This window comes from Candidatus Limousia pullorum (assembly GCF_057405065.1).
This window is the reverse complement of record NZ_CM171614.1, coordinates 1,014,818-1,032,374: the sequence shown is the minus strand read 5'-3', so window position 1 is coordinate 1,032,374 and position 17,557 is coordinate 1,014,818. Positions and strand designations below refer to the sequence as shown.

Below are 17,557 nucleotides of genomic sequence, written 5' to 3'. Positions count from 1 at the left end.
ACATTTATTATGGAAGAATTGATTCTGTAATTTCCGTATGGAAAGTCATTGTGCCACTGTATTCTCCGGCTAAATCATTTAAGTTCTGACCGTAAATCTGCTTCTGATTGAGAGCCAGTGTTGCGTTAAGTGTGTCGTTTGCGTCTTTAAGCATTACAAACATGTAGCCGTTTTCACCCATTTCGCCGCTGTTTATGGCTGTTTTCTCCGCAATATTCTCATCGTTTACTTCTTCTCCGTAAACATCATAGGTCATCTTAAAAGGTGATTCAGCCACCTGCTGTGTAAGATAGAACTGTTCATCCTCACCAAGCACAGCGTTCTGATCCTTTACCCACACGCCTACTCTCTGGTTGCTCTCAAGGCCTGCTACCTCTTTGAGAGTAACTGTGAAGCTCTGATAGGTATAGCTGTCGGTATCTGTTTCAGGCTGGGTAAGTGTTCCGAAATCAACACTGTCAGGAATCTCTACAACATATGAAACCTCGCCGTCTCCCTGAATTCTTGCGTGTACTTCAGATGTGCCGTCAGGATTATCGTTTGTAAGTTCCTTAGCAGATACTGCAAAAGCAGATGCTGCAAGCACTGCCAATGCCATAATTAAAGCTGCAATTTTACTTCTTTTCATTGTTTCTATCCTTTCGTTTTATATTTATGTAAATCAATTTACATACAGTTTAAAGGCAGACTCCGCCGAGTTCATGTAGGTTTCTTCCTCATCCACGGTTACACACTGATACAGAACAACGGCGTCGTACTCTCCTTTTTCAAGGGTTTGGCTCAGAGGAACCTCCTCAAGCCCGTAACCGGGCTTGAGGAGCTCTGATTCATAAAGTATTGTTCCGTCTTCCAGCATAAGAGTTGCATAAAATCCGCAGGTGTTATCTTTTGGATTTCCTATGCTCAATTTAAGGGTTGTGTCACCTGCATTCATCTCGGCTGCGCTGTAACCGGGAACAAGAATATTTCCGGCTCCTGAACCTGAATTTTCAATTCCTGTGTCCCAGCCATCGGAAATCAGTCCCGCCACATTTTCCGATTTGTTTTCATCTTCTTTTAAATAGGTGTTATATATTATTATACCTGCCAAAATCATGGCGATAACAACCACAAAAGCTGTAATGATAATTATAAGCTCTCGCTTTTTGCTTTTATTATTGCTGTTCAAGGTCTTTTCTCCTTTTGAAGTAAACTATAAGAAGTAATGCACCGGCACAAATAACAGCCAATACAACAACCATTATTGTGTCCTGACCTGTCTGAACAGGTGATGACTGAGGATAGTCCACGCTTCCGTCAATCTCTGTATCCTCTGAAACAACCGCAAATGAAGATATAGATGAAAGATTGAATTTTATCTTGCCTGAGCCTGCTGATTCAACGCTGTGTGTAACAACTGTTCCGTCGTCGTCAACAGTTACAATCTTTATATCCTTGTCTGTTACAGGAAGTGTAACCTCCACCTCTCCCTGGCTCCAAAGCTCGGAAGGTATTCCGTTTCCGTTTTTATCTGTGAGAGATACGGAGTAAACCGCTGTAATATCGTTGTTTCCAACTGCTTCTTTCAGTTCCTTATAGGTTTCTGACTCTTTGTCGGCAAGTTCATAGCTTACATTCAAATCCTGATGCATAAGTCCGCTTACGTTTATTCCTATTTCAGTGGAAACAGTTCTGTTTTTAAGGAAATTACACTTGATTGTTGGATATCCGTTGTTTACAGAAGTGTTTCTAAGCCATGTAACTGTATCATCGGACAAAGAGTTAAGAGTTTCAACGAAGCTGTCGTTCATCATGTCGTTCTTGTTCATATTCTTAACAGAGCTGTCAATGCTTGCTGCTGATGCGCTTCCAACCGCCTGCACTCCGTTGATTGATGTATAGAAAAGATTTTTGAGAACAGCTGTATCTGAATCCGCTGTTCCGTTTATACCTGCAACAGAACCTGTTGACTTTTTATCGGAACAATTTATCTTTGCTGAATTATAAGAAAGCTCTATTGTTCCTGTGTTCTGTCCTGCAAGTCCGCCGGAAACCTTTGAGGATGCAGCTCCGATTGTACCGTTGTTTGCACATCCGTAGATTTTTCCTGTATTATTTCCTGCAATGCCTCCGTTAAGGTCACTGCCGTTTACAATGGATGAATTTCTGCATCCTGTTATTGTTCCGTTATTTACAGCCGCAAAACCGCCGGCAGTTTTTCCCTGAATATTTGAATTGAGATCTGCAAGTGATATAAACTCGTTCTTTCCGTCATTATTTATATCTATTGAAATATATCCTGAGGTAAAGTTTACACCGCTTATGCAGTGGTCTATTGTGCCGTTGTTTACTGCGGCAATTGAACCTGCGTATTCTGTGTTCTTATCGGAATAATCACAGTCAGCAAGAAGAATTTCTGTAACAGTTCCCTGCTCTCCGATGATTTCAAAGAGTCCGCCGTACTGATTTTCAGGCTTCATATTTAAACCGAAAATTATGTAGCCGTTGCCGTTAAAGGTTCCGTTAAATGGCTTGTTGTTTTCAACAGAGCCTATTCCCTTTGTCCATAGGGACTGGCTGTCTGCAATTATATTGTTTGTGAGAATATAGTTTTCAGAACCGTAGATTTCATACTCGTTTTCAACCAGCTGAGCAAGCAAAGTAAGGTCGCTGTAGGTTTCAATCATAAGATTGCCGTTTTCATCTCTGTCAAAGGCGTCTGCGCCCTTTGGCATATTGGAATACTTGTCCTCTGACTCACGGTAATATACTGTGCCGTGTGTATTGTCAAGAACAGGATACATGTCAGGCTCCAAGCCGTTGTCTATATTCTGATACCAAACCAGTGTTCCGTCAGAAGTCTTGCCGTTGAGCAGATATGCAACCTGTCCTGAAGCAAACTCATCGGCTGTTTTTGCCTGGGCTTTTGCGTCGGCAAGTGTTGTATCAAGATAATAGGAATTGGTAACTGTACCGTTTGTGTTTCCGCTGACAGCTCCGGCATTTTCGCCTGTTGCTGTTATTTCTCCTATGCTGAAGCAGTTTCTCAGTGTTCCTGTTGAAGTGTTGGAATTTTCTCCCTGAATACCGGCAACAAAGCTTCCGCCTGTTACAGAGCCTGTATTATAGCAGTTGGTAATATTGCCGCCGTAATTTCTGCCCACAATTCCGCCGACATTTTTGTTGCCTGCAACTGAGGCTTCGCTGTAGCAGTTTAAAACAGATACGCCTGTGTTGTAGTTTTGACCTATGATTCCTGCCACATAATTTCTGCCATGGAGGTAGCTGTTTACAACTCCTACATTCATTACCTTTCCTGATGAGCTTCTTGTACAGCCTACAAGACCTACATAGTCTGTATTTGTGTCTGAGAAGTAAAGACCACTGATTGTATAGTTTTGTCCGTCAAACTGTCCGTTGTAGAAATTATCGTATGAATTTCCTATTGGAGTCCATACTCTGAGAGCTGATGTGTCAACAGCGTCTATATTGCTCAAGTCAACATCGTTTACAACAATATTATTCATAAGCACTGCACTTGCGGCTGTGTTTTTCTCATCAAACTCTGCGTGAGTTCTGTCACCGTTTACAAGAGCGGCAAGCCAGTAAAGCTGTCCCGCATTTGAAATCTCGTAAACACCGTTTTCATTAAGTTCAGCCGGCTGGTACTGTCCGCATGGGCAGAAACCGTTTTCGTCATAAATATGAACCGCAACACCGTCCGGGCTGTTGGAATAAGTCTTGTTTTCAAGGTCTACCTTATAAACATAGCTTTTCAATGTTTTGTAAATAATAGGATATGGATTCGGCTCCAAGCCGTTATCTATATTCTGATACCAATACTGAGTTCCGTTTGTAACCCCTTTGTTCAAGTCATATGCAACCTGTCCTGATGAGAACGCTTTTTCATCAACCTTTGTTCCTTTTCCGCCGTTCTGGCAGGAAGTGTCGAGGTAATAACAGTTATCAACTGTTATGCCCGTTCTGTCCAAGCCCACAATAGCTCCTGCGTTTTGCTGGTTTCCTGCGCATTTTACAGTTCCGTAGTTATAGCTGTTATATATACCGACGAAATTGCTGTCGTTTATATATCCCAAAATACCGCCTATGTATGCTCCGTCAGCGTCGCTTGTAACAGTTCCTACATTGGCGCAGTCTTTAATAGTAACTTTTCCGTGGGCATATCCCACAACTCCGCCGATACAGTCTGTTGAATTTTTAAGGTCGATATTTCCGGAGTATACACATTGTTTAACAGAAACTTCTCCGGAAACGTCACCTGCCACGCCGCCCACATGCTTAACTGAGGTATTGGCTATATTTGAAATATTTACTGAAGAAAATACATTTGTTATGCTTCCCGCTGTAAACTGTGCGGCTGCTGCGCCTACATATGAAACATCACTTGAAATCTGTATATTTCCCTCAATAACGAGGTTGCGTATTTCTCCCTCTGCCATTGAGAACAAGCCCACATTGTCGGATATGCGTGTTATATTCAATCCTGATATGGTATGACCCTGTCCGTCAAAGGTTCCGTAAAATTCAACGATAGGAATCCATTCTCTGTTTTCAAGGTCAATATCTTTAACCAAAAATCCTGTTTTATATGTATGGATATCTTGGGATACCATATCCGCAAACCAGAAAAGCTGTCCTGCGTTGCTTATTTCATAGGCTGAACCCGACAGCACAGCCGGCTCATAGGCTCCGCATATTGTACAGAAACCGTTTTGGTTATAAACATGGTCGTGAACATTTCCCTTAGGATCGTTTGAATAGCTTTTGCCGTCAACATTTACCTTGTAAACAGTATTGTTTCCTGTGTTTACAGTTAACGGATATCTGTCAAGCTCTACACCGTTGTCTACGTTCTGATACCATGCCTGAGTTCCGTCGGTAACTCCGTTGTTAAGATTATAGGCAACTCTTCCGGTAGTAAAACCTGCTACGTCCGCCAATGTACCTCCGCCTGTATTAGCGCAGGATGAATTAAGATAATAACAGTTGTCTACAGTTATATCGGTTCTTTCCCAGCCTACGATAGCTCCGCAGTGTTCCTCACTGCCTGAGGTTTTTACTGCTCCGTAGTTGTAGCAGTTGTAGATACCTTTAAATCCGCTGTAGTTTATATATCCCATTATTCCGCCGATATAGGCGCCGGAATTCTTTGATATAATATTTCCGACATTTGCACAGTTGTATATTCCCGATACAGATTCGGAGATAGCAACTATACCGCCGATACAATCCCATGAGTTGCCTAACTGCATGTTTCCTGTGTACATACACTTTTCAACGGAAGCGCTGTCATTTAAGGATGCAGCAACACCGCCCACATGTGCAAGTGTAACGCCGTCGCCTGCTATAATATTAACGGAAGAAGTGACGTTTGATATAGTTCCGTCTGAGAACTGAGCGACAATTCCGCCGATATTTGAGGCATTTTCGGAAAGACTCATAGTTCCCTCAAGGGTAAAGTTTTGAATTTTGCCTATTGCGCTTGAAAAGAAACCCTTATCGTCGCCTGAGCTTGTCAGGTTAAAGCCCGATATTGTATGACCTTGTCCGTCAAAAATTCCTCTGAAATTTGCAATAGGGATCCACTCTCTGTTTTCAAGGTCGATATCGTTCATAAGCCTTGCATTTACAAGAGCCGGAGCTTCGTTGTTTATTAAATCTGCAATCCAGAAAAGCTGACCGGCATTGCTTATCTCGTAGTAAGAACCGCTGAGAACAGCAGGCTCGTAGCCTCCGCAGTCAATGCAGAAGCCGTTGTCGTTGTACACGCAGTCGCTTTCCTCTTCATAGGAAGTGGTCAGTATAAATACAGAGTCCGAATAAGGCATTGTGTAGTTTATTGTATAGGAACCGTCCTCGTTTTGGGTAAGGGCATTAAAATCGTCCTCTCCCTCCATAATAACGCTTTCAGAGTTCCGGGCATTCTGCCTTACGCAAAGCAATGACGCTACACTGTAGCCCTCTTCCAGTTTAAAGTTTATCTCCAAATCGGTTCCGGATTTCAAAGTGATATTTGAACCCGGCTCCAGCCTGGAATACACTCCGTTTTCGTCCTGATATGATATGTAATATTGAGAAATACCGTTGCCTATCTGCTGTAAGCTTAGATTCTTCCTGTATACATCGGAAGTCTGGGCAAGTATAACCGTATAGCGTTTGTTGTCTCCGCCACTGTCCGGCTGAAGAATTTGCGCAGTTATCTCCTCTGTGTTTAGACTTGAGCCGGTATGAGACGCCGTTGCATCTATAACAATATATTTTGAATACCATGTTTCCCATGCGAAAGCGTCTATATCGTTATCTCCCTCTGATGTGATTATATATACCTCAGCACCGTCGTTTCTATCTGGCAGGTATTCCGTTAAATATTTTTCGGGTATGCTTCCAGCAAGAGAAAAGCTGTTTGTGGCAATAAGGTTGTCAAAACAGGAGGTATCACTTCCGGAAACTCTGAATGTATTTGTTCCGTCCGACATTTCCTTTTTAAGATTCATATGATCCATTGAATAAACATGATAATCACCAAATCCGGGAATATCTATCTTTTCTTCCAAGGCGGAGGTGGACAGAACCAAAGGATTGTCAAACTGAGCAGGGTCAACAATATAGTATACCGTTCCGTTTGCCATTATACGGTTAAAGTTTATCTCTTCACTGATGTATTTTGAATATAGCGTATGATAGTTTTTGTAGGATGTTTTGTAGTCGGATATTGTAAGGGTTTCGGATACCGCATCCTCCGGCTTCATGTAATCCTCAAGGCTCATGGAAACAGAATTGTTTATAACCATATCTGAACTGAGCATTTTTTCTATTCTCGCCCAAACGCCTGTGTCGGAATTGGACATGGTGTCCTCGAACTGCTCAACCATAGTGCTGTAGCCTTTAAATTCGGATGAGTCCTCTCCGTAGGTTTCTGAAAGATAATCGCCCTGCATGGACAGATATTCGTTATAAAGCATCTGGCACAGGGATATCTCCATAAGCTGTTCGTTTATAACGGCGTAAACATACTGATACTGCTGATGGCTGAAAGGAAAATACTCATAGGCGGTCCTTGCGGCGGTTTCCGCTAAAGTTATGTTTGATGAATTTTCACCCTTTACAAGATTTCTGGACAGGTCGTTTATCATGTTTATAAACTTGTCGTTGATTGATGTGCTGGTAAAGAGAATGTCTTTTAGCTTTTCTGTGTCGCTGAGGTCGCCTGCGCTGATTTCTCCCGGATACATATATCTGAAATCCATAAGCAGGTCGCTCTTTGCCTTTTCATAGTCCGCTTTTGCGGTTTCGTCCTCGGGATTGTCGGCATAGTTTATAGCCGCTTTCATATATACCTGATACTGCTCAAGGGCAAGACTTGCGTTGTAACCGCTTATAACGCCTTCAACATCGCTGTCCCACTTTTTGTCCTGCTCCGCTCTTGCATTGTCAGCAGCCTGCTGTCCCAGCATCTGCTCAACCCTTGCAAAGCTTTCGTTCATATCCTCGTGCATCTCGTTGACTTCGTCAAGAATATCTTTGCAAAGCTCCTTTATATCTCCCAAGGCTTTTGATGTTCCGCTTCCTCCAATAAGGATACTGTTTACAATGGAAATTGCTTTTTTGACTTTTTGCGCATCTTCACCGGAAGCTGAAGCTATTGCATTGCCTGTTACATTTATCGCTTTTGCAGCTGTCCTAAGTCCAAGGCTAAGCAGCTGGTTACAAACAAAATTAGTAACCAATCCTGCCGAAGCCGTGGGCGCCGCCATGGGCACTGCCGAGAAAACAAGGCAGAGCACAAGCAAAACCGATACAAGTTTTTTCTTCATTCTTCAATTCATCTCCATCTAAAAATAATATAGTTTTAATAATGCTTCTAAAACCTTTCCTCTCTTTAGTAGTTTTAGCTAACAATTTCCCAATATTAAACACAGATATATGTTCAATATATGATTTTCTATATTACCAGATTTAAAATGAAATGTGAACTAGCCAAAAGTATAGTTTGGCTGTATTTTTTTGTTTTTTGTACAGTTTATTTTAAAGAACTATTCTCCTATTGTTTCTCATGATATTTTTTCTTTAAAATTTATTAAGTTATTATAGTAAAAAATAAAACATATTAAAAGCCGTGGTAATTAAACCACGGCTGAAATTTTGAATAGTATAATATTTAATAATGAAAAGTCACATATAAAGACTTAGCCAAAAGCACCCCTCTCTAAACCACTTAACAAAACGTCTCGCCCGCCTTGAAACAAAGTTTATTTCAAAACAACCCCTTGCAAGGCGGAAACAAAAAACCCAAATGAGAGCGAGTCACTCTAAACCACTTAACAAAACGTCTCGCCCACCTTGAAACGAAGTTTATTTCAAAACTAAACCTTTGCAAGGCGGAAATAAAAAACTCAAATGAGAGCGAGCCACTCTAAACCACTTAACAAAACGTCTCGCCCGCCTTGAAACGAAGTCTATTTCCAAGCTAAACCCCTGCAAGGCGGAAACAAAAAACTCGCCTGACCTCTGCAGAACATAAGGATTAGATGAAAACTATGCAGGTCGGAAATAGAAAGCTTAAATGAGAGCGAACCATTCTAAGTCGCTTAAAAAAACGTCTCGCCCGCCTTGTAACGAAGTCTATTTCCAAGCTAAACCCCTGCAAGGCGGAAACAAAAAACTCGCCCGACCTGTGCAGAACATAAGGATTAGATGAAACCTATGCAGGTCGGATATAAATTAAGCGGTTTCTATGGAGGCGGCTTGCTGGAGTCCTAATTTCTTGACAGCTTCCTCACGCATTTTGTATTTCAGGATTTTTCCTGCGGCGTTCATCATAAAGGAGTCAACAAAGTCAACATAACGTGGTGTTTTGTGCTTTGCCATGTGGGAGGCAACGTACTCTTTTATCTCTTCCTCTGTGGAGGTTTCGCCCTCTTTGAGGATAACACATGCCATGATTTCCTCGCCGTAATCCTTGTCAGGAACTCCGATTACCTGTACGTCTTTAACCTTTGGATGGGTGTATATGAAGTCCTCTATCTCCTTTGGATAGATGTTCTCTCCTCCACGGATAATCATGTCTTTGATTCGTCCGGTTATTTTGTAGTTGCCGTTTTCGTCCATGCGTGCCATGTCGCCGGTGTGGAGCCAGCCGTCCTTGTCGATTGCCGCCGCTGTGGCTTCCGGCATTTTGTAGTAGCCTTTCATTATGTTATAGCCACGGGCAACAAACTCGCCGTCCACATTTACAGGCAAGTCCTCGCCTGTTTCAGGGTCAACAATTTTACATTCAACGCCGAATATGTTACCGCCTACTGTGGCAACTCTTGTTTCTATGGTGTCTGTAGTTTTGCTCATGGTGCAGGCAGGGGAAGCTTCCGTCTGTCCGTAGGTTATGCAGATTTCATCCATGTGCATTTTGTTTATAACGTCCTCCATAACCTTTATCGGGCATGGGCTTCCGGCCATAATTCCCGTGCGCATATGAGAAAAGTCTGTTTTCTCAAAGTCAGGATGTCCAAGCATGGCTATAAACATTGTGGGAACACCGTGGAATGCGGTGATTTTCTCCTGAGTTATGCAGGCAAGTCCCTTTCTCGGTGAAAATGCAGTTATCGGACACATTGTGGTTCCGTGGGTCATGGATGCGGTCATGGCGAGAACCATTCCGAAGCAGTGGAACATAGGAACCTGTATCATAAGACGATCGGCGGTGGACAAGTCCATGCAGTCGCCTATTGCCTTTCCGTTGTTTACAACATTATAGTGGGTGAGCATTACGCCCTTAGGGAAGCCTGTTGTGCCGGAGGTGTACTGCATATTGCATACGTCGTCCTTGTCAACTGCGGAAGCACGGCGGTAAACCTCTTCAATAGGAACATGGTTTGAAAGCTCTATGGCTTCTTCCCAAGTGTAGCAGCCCTCTTTTTCAAAGCCGCAGGTGATAATATTTCTCAGGAACGGCAGACGCTTCATAAAGAGAGGTCTGTATTTGTTGGCTGTTTTAAGCTCGGGGCAAAGCTCGCCGATAATCTCCGAATAATTGGAATCCTTGTAGCCGTCGATCATAACAAGGGTGTGGGTATCGGACTGACGGAGCAAAAATTCTGCCTCGTGGATTTTATAGGCGGTGTTTACAGTAACCAAAACTGCGCCTATTTTTGTGGTTGCCCAGAAAGTAATGTACCACTGGGGAATATTTGTCGCCCAGATTGCCACATGGTCGCCCGGCTTTACGCCCAGAGCGATAAGTGAACGGGCAAAGGTGTCAACATCGTCACGGAACTGGCTGTAGGTTCTGTCATAGTCCAGCTCGTAATATTTAAATGCCTGCTGGTCAGGGAATTCCTCAGCCATTCTGTCAAGCACCTGAGGGAATGTAAGGTCGATAAGGTGCTCCTTAGGCCATACATATTTACCTGTTTTTCTTGCATTGTCGTAAAGTCTGCCGGTAAGCTCTGCCTGTGAGATATACTGGCTCATGTAGTGGATAAAATGAGGGAACACAACGCCGGCGTTTTCCAAATCCGGAGCATAGTTTCTAACCCACTCAAAGGAAATATAACCCTCATAGTTTATTGACTCAAGGGACTTCCAAGCTTTTTCAAATGGAATATCGCCCTCACCCATAAGACGATAGGAAACCTTGTCCCCGTCCATAACGGAGTCCTTAACATGTACATATTTTACATATGCGCCCAGATTTCTTATGGTTTCCTCAGGCTGTTCGTTTTTAAAACGGTATGGGTGGTGAATATCCCAGAGAGCGCCTATGTTGTCGCTGGGAACACTGTCCAAAAGATTTTTAAGTCTTGAGGTGTCTGCGTAAACTCCGTTTGTTTCCACAAGGAGAGTTACGTTTTTAACCTCTGCAAAGGGCATAAGCTTTTTGAGGACTTCAATTACATGGTTGTCGTCCACTTCTCCCTCTTCTTTTGCGTGCTCGTCGGCGAGTATTCTTATGTATGGAGTTCCCAGCTTGTAGGCAAGCTCTATGTACTCCATAAGCTTCATTATGTTTTCTTCGGTTTTTTCTTTATATTTCAAACTGCAGTTTGAAGAAAGACATGGAATTTCAAGATGTCTTTTCTTCAAATCGCTTAAAGTGCTTTCAATATTTTCAGCCTTAAAAGGGCGGGCATGAAGAGAAAAATATTCTCCCCCGGTAACTCTCATTTCAATACCCTGAAAGCCCAAGTCTTTTGCCATTGAATATATTTCAGTCCAGTTATAGTCAGGACATCCAACTGTGGAAAATGCAAGCTTCATAAACAACTACCCTTTCATAATTTTTTATCCCTATTTTATTTTTCCAAAATATAAAACAAAGAAATTTTATATTGTAACGTCTTAAAGCAAGAACGTTTTACCTTACGAAAATTTCCCATTATACACATATAATATCAATTTAGCAAATTTTTGTCAATAGTTTTTGTGCATTATGTTAGATTAAAACTAAAACCACAAATTGACAGTCTTTTAACAGCTTGTTATAATATTTTGTAATAAAATGGATTTGGGAGTGTTTGTATGGAAAAAGACCTTACAAAAGGCCCTGTGCTGAAAACCATGTTTCTTTTCGCTCTGCCTATGATTTTGGGCAATCTTTTACAGCAGTGCTACAACATAGCCGACACACTTATTGTCGGACGAGTTTTAGGCTCCAACGCTCTCGGGGCGGTCGGTTCCTCCTTTACTCTTATGACGTTTATAACCTCGGTTTTGCTGGGTCTTTGCATGGGAAGCGGCGCTTTGTTTTCAATAAAATTCGGACAGCGTGACGAAAAAGGTTTTCAAAACAGCGTTCACGGAGCTTTTTTCTTAATCGCTGTTGTAACGGTTGTTTTAAACGCATTGGTTTTTCTTTTTATCGACGAAATTCTTATTTTTCTACAGGTTCCGTCCGATACCATAGCTTTGATGAGGGAATATCTGGTGGTCATATTCTGGGGCATTGCCGCCACTTTCCTGTATAATTTCTTTTCCTGTCTTTTGCGTTCCGTGGGAAATTCCGTCGTTCCGCTTATTTATCTGGGAATTTCCGCAGTTTTAAATATCGGACTTGACCTGCTTTTTGTGGCGGTTTTCAAGTTTGGCGTTGCCGGAGCCGCCTGGGCTACAGTTATTGCCCAGTATGTTTCAGGAATAGGAATAGGAGTTTACGCCCTTTTGAAATATCCTTTCCTTAGAAAAAAGTTTTCTTTTACCTTTGGCAGCATAAAAGAGGTTGCCGGATTTTCATTTTTAACCTGCGTTCAGCAGTCGGTTATGAATTTCGGAATACTTATGGTTCAAGGTCTTGTAAACAGCTTCGGAAGCGTTGTTATGGCAGCTTTTGCTGCCGCAGTGAAAATCGACGCCTTTGCATACATGCCTGTTCAGGACTTCGGAAACGCATTTTCCACATTTATAGCCCAAAACTACGGCGCAAAGAAAAACGACAGAATAAAAAGCGGTATAAAAACCGCCTTAATTTCCGTCACTGTTTTCTGTATCATTGTTTCACTTTGCATATTTATATTTGCCCCTCAGCTTATGGGATTGTTTATCGACTATTCTGAAATCGATATAATCTCCTGCGGCGTTGATTATCTGAGGATTGAGGGCGCTTTCTATATAGGAATAGGCGTTTTGTTCCTGCTGTACGGACTTTTCCGTGCAATAGGAAAGCCGGGAATGTCAGTGGTTCTCACTGTGATTTCACTGGGAAGCCGTGTAGTTCTCGCCTATGGACTTTCCGCAATTCCTCAAATCGGAGTTTTCGGCATATGGTGGTCAGTTCCAATAGGCTGGATTTTAGCCGATATAACGGGTATTTTGTCTTATTATTTTATACAAAGAAAAATGTCCAAAAATCCCTTGTAATAACTAAAGTTAAAGAGTTATAATATAATTGTTCTTACGGGATTGAAAGAAAGTTTTCACATGGGAGGTAAAATTTGATGAATGTAAAAATCATTTCCGACAGCACCTGTGACCTTTCACCGGAGCTTCTGAAAAAGTACGACATAGCCGTAACCCCTCTTTTTGTAACTATGAACGGGAAAAGCGGCAAGGACGGAATAGACATTACTCCGGACGACATTTATGATTATGTGGCAAATACGGGAAAGCTCCCCACCACCAGCGCAGTAAATGTTGCAGACTACGCCGAGGTTTTTAAGTACTGGCATGACCAGGGATACAGCATTGTACATTTTACAATAAGCAGTGAGTTTTCCAGCACATATCAAAACGCCTGCATTGCGGCACAGAATTTCAACAACGTGTTTGTTGTGGATTCAAGAAATCTTTCCACCGGTCAGGGACTTTTGGTGCTTCACGGCGCTGAGATGGCTCAAAAGGGACACGATGCAAAGGAAATTTTCGAGCACTGCACAAAGCTTGCAAAAAAGGTAGAGGCAAGCTTTGTTATAGACAGTCTTAATTATCTCTACAAAGGCGGAAGATGCTCTGCCGTTTCCGCTTTGGGCGCAAATCTTTTAAGACTTAAACCCTGCATAGAGGTTATAGACGGCAAAATGGATGTGGGCAAAAAATACAGAGGAAAGTTTGAAAAGGTTATTATTGATTATGTGACCGAAAGACTTACCGGAAGAGATGACATAGACAAAACAAGGATATTTATAACCCACACAAAATGTGACCCTGCGGTTATAAAAGCTGTTGAGAAAAAAGTTAGAGAGATATGCCCTGATTTCGGGGAGTTTCTTGAAACCACAGCCGGCTGTACCATAACAACCCACTGCGGTCCAAATACTTTGGGTATTTTGTTTATCAGAAAATAATTTAAAAAGAAACGGGAATTGCATTTTTACTGTGCAATTCCCGTTTTTGTTTTATTTATAAGGATGTTTATTTATATAATCCATAAGAATATTTGCTCCGTCCTCTATGAAATCTCCGCAGGGGCGTGTCTGATAATATTCTTCTGTGCGCTTGGAGGGTGTGGGGTCGTCGGCTCCGTCAATGTCAAGTCCAAGAAGCTCACGGCATATAAAAGTTCCGTGCTTTTCTTTAAACTTAAAAGCCAGCTCCTGAACCCTCTCGTAATGCTGGGCTTTTGCGTCGTCATCTGTCGGGTCATCGGAAGCATAAAGCATTCCCGCAACCAAAAGCATACCGCTGACCGCTCCGCAAACCTCACGGAGTCTGCCCATTCCCGCACCGAAAGAGCAGGAAAGCTTCATCATGGTTTCACGGTCAAACCCACATTCCTCGCAGAAAGTTACCGCCACAGACTGAGCGCAGTTACATCCTCTGTTAAAATTTTCTCTTGCCAATTTACCCTTATCGCTCATTTAAACCGCCTCACGTTAAAAGATTATTTGTTTCTTCTTCTGATGAACACAACGATACCGGCAACCAATATCAATGCAGGAGCCACAAATCTGAGAATAAATGAAAGAACTTCAACCTGTGAATAGCTTGTAAGTCCCAAACCGTATGCGCTGAAAGACTTGCTCTCGATAACAATATCAGGAGAGGATTTTTCAGCCAGTGTATTGAACACGTTTACAAAGTAAGGGCCGTTGTTGTAGCTTCCGTTGTTAAGAAGTGCCTCTGCAAAAGCGTCACAGGAACCGAAAACTATTGTGTTTGAATTTTCCAAACTGCTGATAACTGCTACAGGGATTTCCTCTTCTGTGAGAACATCCTCGTAGTTGAAATCATCTCCTGCATCAAATGGATAAATTCCTGCGCCTGTTGAGGAATAAAGCATTCCCTGTACGCTCTCTGACTCTTCCAGTATTTCAACAGGTCTTGCATATGGGAATACTACAGGAACATTGTCGTTTGTAAGTCCATCCATGAAAATTTTGCCGTTGTAGTCAACCAAAGTAAGGTACAGACTTTCTGAGGATATAAGATATGATGAATCTGTTTCAAAAACAATTCCTGAACCTATTGCAAGGCTGTAATGCTCAAGAATACTGTCAATATTCGGACAGTCAACCTCTTCATAGCTTGGCATGTAGATAAAGTTTGCGCCGTCCTGTCTGCCATCGTCAAGATATGTGTAAAGTCTGTCCTTTGCCGCATCGGTAAGGTCAACTGAAGGAGCAAACAGCACAACAAAATCTGCATCCTCAGGAATGTCGGTTGTGGTAAGGTTTATCTCCTCAACCTCAAATGCGTTGTTTTGCAAGAGTGTTGATAAACCGCTGTAGTCACCCTCACCTACACCTTTGAGGAATACAACCTTCGGCTTTTCAGTGGTTGTTACATTGAATATTGCAGTTGCCGCCGCCTGCTCAAACTTTGAAGCGGTGATGTATTTTGACAATGTGGAATAGTCAACGCCTGATTCAAAAACATCGTCCATATCCAAAATAAGATAATTTTCGCCGCTTTCAACAAGCATGAGATACTCTGTTGTATCGTCCCAGTTTATCCTGTCGTAGTTCTCGGAAAAGGTAGGAGTGTTGTTCAAGTCCACATATTCCACTGTTATATGCTCGTTGTAAAGAGCCATCTTCTTGAGAAGAGTGTTTATCTGCATGTAATAGGAGCCGCTGTTTTCAAAGGCTTCCTCTGTCATCAATACAGTAAACTTTACATCTGTTTCAACTGTATCAAGGTATTCCTCCATCTCTGAGGAAAGCTCAAAGTTTTTGCCTACGGTGAAATCCACCTGAAGTGACGGATATTTATCAACCAAGGCTGACGCTCCGATATTTACGCCTATTAAAACAACAATAAGCAGGAGCGTAAAAATTACTGAAGATAATTTTTTCTTTTTCACTGTTCACGCCTCCTTAACTTCTGCTGTTTTTGCCGAAAGACTTCATTGTAAACCAGAGGAACAAACATGTTACACTGAGGAAATACAAAACATCGGCAGGGTTGAATATACCCAAAGTAAAGTTTGAAAAACGCTGAATAAAGGTGAACACGCCTACAACATAGGATACAATAGCATTATTTGCCAAATTTGCAAGCACGTCCATTATGTAAAGGAAAAATCCAACGCCCAGAGTTCCCACACAGGCGATAACCTGGCTTTCTGTAAGTGAGGAAATGAAAAGGCCTATGGATATTATTGCAGAACCCATAAGGGCAAGTCCCAAAACCGTACACAAAATTACAGACCACTGAGCTGTAGAGAAGTATTCAATGATAAGTCCATGAACCACAAAAATCAAAAGGCAGATTACATAAATAATCATTGCACTTAAATATTTTCCGAAAACAATTCGTCCGGTGGACACAGGAGAAGTCAAAAGCAGTTTATCTGTTCCCAGCTTTTTGTCCTCGCTGAATGTTTTCATTGTGATTATAGGGATTATAAAAAGTACAATCAAAAATGTATTCTTAAACACTGAGCTCATATTGCCGGAATTGTAGCTCAGGCAATACATGTTAAAGAATATATTTGCAAAGAAATAAAAAATCGCTATTATTGTATATCCGATTGGGGAACGAAAATAAGAGCCAAGCTCTCTTTTAAGTACAGCAGCCATTATTTCTTACCTCTCTTTCCCGTTTTTTCTGTGTTGTTCTGAGAATTTTCGGAAGAAGCGGTAAGCTGGAGATAAAGCTCTTCCAAACTAAGCTCTACTTTGCCCATTTCCAAAATCGGATAATTCTTAGCCGCCATAACAGTAAATATGTTTTGACGGATATCTATATCCGACTTATGAGTAATTCTTATCTTAACCTCTCCGTTTTCCTCGGAGATAAGCTCTGTTTTCAAAACGCCGTCGATTTCTCTTAAAGCCTGACAAACCTCTGCGCTTGGACCCTGAATATCAACAACAATCTTAGGCGCACCTGAGAACTTCTGAGCAAGGTTTGAGGTTTTCTCGTCGGTGACAACCTTTCCCTGAGCAATAACAACTATTCTGTCGCAGATTTCAGAAACCTCAGAAAGAATATGGGATGAAAAAATAATTGTGTGCTTCTTTCCCAGACTTTTTATGAGCTTTCTGAATTCAATTATCTGATTTGGGTCAAGTCCAACTGTAGGCTCGTCCAAAACCAAAACAGGCGGATATCCCAGCAATGCCTGAGCAAAGCCCACACGCTGTTTGTAACCTTTTGAAAGGTTCTTTATTATTCTGCCGGAAACATTTGAGATGCCTGCGGTTTTCATAATCTCAGCAATGTGTTCCTTTTTTGGAAGCTCTATGCCTTTCAAATCAAAGACAAAGCCCAAAAATTTCTCAACGGTCATATCCGTATAGAGCGGTGGAATTTCCGGAAGGTAACCCACCTTCTTTTTTGCCTCCTTAGGCTTTTCGGAAACGTCAATACCGTCTATTGTCACCTTTCCCGATGTTTTCCCAAGATAACCTGTAATAATATTCATTGTTGTGGATTTTCCGGCGCCGTTAGGACCCAAAAGTCCCAGTATTTCGCCTTTGTCCACGGTGAAGCTTATGTCCTGTATGGCGTTAAGCTTTCCGTACGCCTTGGACAATTTTGACACTTCTATCAACTTTACTCACTCCTGTACTCCGTATATTTTCTTATAAACAGAGAAAAATCCCCGGCTTGTATAATTATACTGCAAATACCGGGGATTTTTCATTCTTTTTGTGAAAAATCAATTTTTATTCACAAAAATTCA

10 protein-coding genes are annotated in these 17,557 nt (G+C 41.8%); 2 read left to right on the top strand and 8 right to left on the bottom strand.

Features of this window, described 5'->3' with window-relative positions; translation table 11 throughout:
* Nucleotides 1–7: 7 nt before the first annotated feature.
* The 4 genes from CGICJO_RS04430 to CGICJO_RS04415 all read right to left on the bottom strand — a co-directional run bounded on the left by CGICJO_RS04430 (nucleotide 8) and on the right by CGICJO_RS04415 (nucleotide 11,253).
* Nucleotides 8–628: a hypothetical protein gene (locus CGICJO_RS04430; protein ID WP_486499779.1), complete on the bottom strand. Its 621-nt coding sequence runs from the start codon at nucleotides 626–628 to the stop codon at nucleotides 8–10.
* Between the two features lie 33 nt (nucleotides 629–661).
* The gene (locus CGICJO_RS04425) at nucleotides 662–1,168 is read right to left on the bottom strand and encodes a hypothetical protein (protein ID WP_486499778.1); all 507 of its coding nucleotides are present in this window, start codon (nucleotides 1,166–1,168) and stop codon (nucleotides 662–664) included.
* Entirely contained in the window at nucleotides 1,155–7,814 is a 6,660-nt protein-coding gene (locus CGICJO_RS04420; protein ID WP_486499777.1) for a GLUG motif-containing protein, read from the bottom strand. The genes CGICJO_RS04425 and CGICJO_RS04420 overlap by 14 nt, the downstream gene beginning before the upstream one ends.
* Before the next feature lie 907 nt (nucleotides 7,815–8,721).
* Nucleotides 8,722–11,253 (bottom strand): AMP-binding protein, encoded by a 2,532-nt coding sequence (locus tag CGICJO_RS04415; RefSeq protein ID WP_486499776.1) that lies wholly within the window; start codon nucleotides 11,251–11,253, stop codon nucleotides 8,722–8,724.
* Nucleotides 11,254–11,514: 261 nt separating this feature from the next.
* Here CGICJO_RS04415 and CGICJO_RS04410 point away from each other — a divergent pair, with 261 nt between their 5' ends.
* Together CGICJO_RS04410 and CGICJO_RS04405 are read left to right on the top strand one after the other, a co-directional pair.
* Nucleotides 11,515–12,849 (top strand): MATE family efflux transporter, encoded by a 1,335-nt coding sequence (locus tag CGICJO_RS04410; protein ID WP_087376802.1) that lies wholly within the window; start codon nucleotides 11,515–11,517, stop codon nucleotides 12,847–12,849.
* Between the two features lie 77 nt (nucleotides 12,850–12,926).
* Entirely contained in the window at nucleotides 12,927–13,772 is an 846-nt protein-coding gene (locus tag CGICJO_RS04405; RefSeq protein WP_486499775.1) for a DegV family protein, read from the top strand.
* Between the two features lie 51 nt (nucleotides 13,773–13,823).
* Here CGICJO_RS04405 and CGICJO_RS04400 read toward each other — a convergent pair whose 3' ends face one another.
* The 4 genes from CGICJO_RS04400 to CGICJO_RS04385 are packed head-to-tail and all read right to left on the bottom strand — an operon-like array spanning nucleotide 13,824 to nucleotide 17,416.
* Nucleotides 13,824–14,285 (bottom strand): C-GCAxxG-C-C family protein, encoded by a 462-nt coding sequence (locus CGICJO_RS04400; protein ID WP_486499774.1) that lies wholly within the window; start codon nucleotides 14,283–14,285, stop codon nucleotides 13,824–13,826.
* Nucleotides 14,286–14,308: 23 nt separating this feature from the next.
* On the bottom strand, nucleotides 14,309–15,730 hold the full coding sequence (locus tag CGICJO_RS04395; RefSeq protein ID WP_486499773.1) for a motility-associated ABC transporter substrate-binding family protein: 1,422 nt from the start codon (nucleotides 15,728–15,730) through the stop codon (nucleotides 14,309–14,311).
* 13 nt (nucleotides 15,731–15,743) lie between these two features.
* Complete coding sequence (locus CGICJO_RS04390) at nucleotides 15,744–16,448, bottom strand: ABC transporter permease subunit (protein WP_087376794.1); 705 nt, start codon at nucleotides 16,446–16,448, stop codon at nucleotides 15,744–15,746.
* Nucleotides 16,448–17,416 carry an ABC transporter ATP-binding protein gene (locus CGICJO_RS04385; protein ID WP_486499991.1) on the bottom strand — a complete coding sequence of 323 codons (969 nt, stop codon included), beginning with the start codon at nucleotides 17,414–17,416 and terminating at the stop codon, nucleotides 16,448–16,450. Before CGICJO_RS04385 ends, CGICJO_RS04390 begins: the two co-directional genes overlap by 1 nt.
* Nucleotides 17,417–17,557 lie beyond the last annotated feature (141 nt).